Source organism: Bartonella fuyuanensis (assembly GCF_014197255.1).
Classification (GTDB): Bacteria; Pseudomonadota; Alphaproteobacteria; order Rhizobiales; family Rhizobiaceae; genus Bartonella; species Bartonella fuyuanensis.
Map to the genome: position 1 here is coordinate 1 of NZ_JACIFE010000063.1, position 1702 is coordinate 1702.

Here is a 1702-nt window from a genome sequence, read left to right on the forward strand (position 1 = left end):
AATTGCACAATCGCTAGAAAAAATGAGCGATGAAGCTATTGCAACTCAATATTTGGGGCAAGAGAGAAGGTTCTGGTCAAAACCTATTGAGGTTGAGTTTGAAATAACTAACAAGGGAGAAAAAATTACTCAGACAAACAAAGTCTATCAGAGAGATGATCTGTTTGATCCTAACCAGATTGTTAGTTGGACAGTAAAAGGAAAAGAAGTAAAAGGTACAAATATTGAAAGGATGAAAACAGGAAGAGCACCTCTTGACTTTAATGAAAATCCCATTGAATTGCATCATATGCTGCAAACACATGATGGTCCCATAGCAGAGGTTACAAATGCGTTTCATAATAAACATAATTCAGTTATTCATATTAATCCCAATACAATGGGATCAGCTATTGACAGAGACCTATTCGATAAATGGAGGACGCAATACTGGAAAGAACGTGCTAAAGATTATGAAAAGAAAGATATAGCAACTAAAAAATAATAATTTATGGAGAACAACCTATGAAAACTTATACTTTAGCTGATGTTGTACAATTAATTGATAAAGTAAATAAATATGATGATGAGATTATCAATTTTGGTACTGCAGAGGATGCAGTTAGTGATGTACGGATTAAAGAGGCAGAAAAAACTCTCGGTTTACAGTTTACAACTTCTTATAAGGATTTTTTAAAAAATTATAAGGGAGGAGAAATTGGTTATGAGGAAATTTTTAGCATTTATAACGCAAGTTTTGAGGATCATCCTGCTGGTGATATTGTGCATAAAAACTTATATCATAGGAAACATGGTTTTGCGACATTAGAACAGCTTGTTGTCAGTAGAACTGATTTTGGTGAGACATTTTACTTTGATTATACTCAGTTTCAGGATGGTGAATGCCCACTCTACGTCAAAATTCCATCTGGAGCGTCACATTATTATGCAAGTAATTTTTATGAATTTCTCTGTAAAAGAATTAAGGACCATGCAGGGGAAGATTCATGAAAACCTATACCTTAGATGATGTTGCAGTCTTAATTGATAAAGTAAATAAATATGATGATGAGATTATCAATTTTGGTACTGCAAAAAATGCGGTTGATGATCTTGTAATTGAAAAGGCGGAGAAAACTCTCGGCTTACAATTCACATCGTCTTACAAGAGTTTTTTAAAAAATTACAAAGGAGGGGAAATTGGTGGTGATGAAATATTTAGCATTTATGGAGATTGTGGGGAAGGTATTCCTGCTGGTGATATTGTTTACCGAAACTTACTCAATAGAGAACGTGGTTTTGTGACACCAGAACAGCTTTTCATTAGCAGAACAGATTTTGGTGAAACCTTTTATTTTGATTATACGCAGTTTAGGGATGGAGAATGCCCACTCTATGTCATGCTTCCATCTGAAGATTGCGAATATTACGCTAGCAATTTTTATGAATTCCTTTGCAAAAGAATTAAAGAAAGCGTGGGAGAAGAGATACCTGAAGGTGAACAACCGATTGAAAAGACTGAGAACACTCCCACTCCGCAACCTGTACCTTTTTACAAGAGTTTTTGGAAAAAACTATGGAGGAGGGGCAAATGATAGGGGAAATATGGAGCGTTACGCAAGTTTTGAGGATCATCTATGAAAACCTATACCTTAGATGATGTTGTAGAATTAGTTGATAAATATAATGATATTATCAATTTTCGTACTGAAGAAAATGCGGC

At 34.6% G+C, this 1702-nt stretch carries 3 protein-coding genes; all 3 read left to right on the top strand.

Annotated features, from left to right (window positions below):
• On the top strand, positions 1–484 hold a 484-nt coding region (locus tag GGR08_RS07885), incomplete at its 5' end, for an HNH/ENDO VII family nuclease (protein WP_183194748.1).
• A gap of 20 nt (positions 485–504) precedes the next feature.
• Positions 505–990, top strand: coding sequence for an SMI1/KNR4 family protein (locus tag GGR08_RS07890; RefSeq protein ID WP_183194749.1), 486 nt, complete (start codon positions 505–507; stop codon positions 988–990).
• Complete coding sequence (locus GGR08_RS07895) at positions 987–1574, top strand: SMI1/KNR4 family protein (RefSeq protein WP_183194750.1); 588 nt, start codon at positions 987–989, stop codon at positions 1572–1574. The genes GGR08_RS07890 and GGR08_RS07895 overlap by 4 nt, the downstream gene beginning before the upstream one ends.
• The last annotated feature ends 128 nt before the right edge of the window (positions 1575–1702 follow it).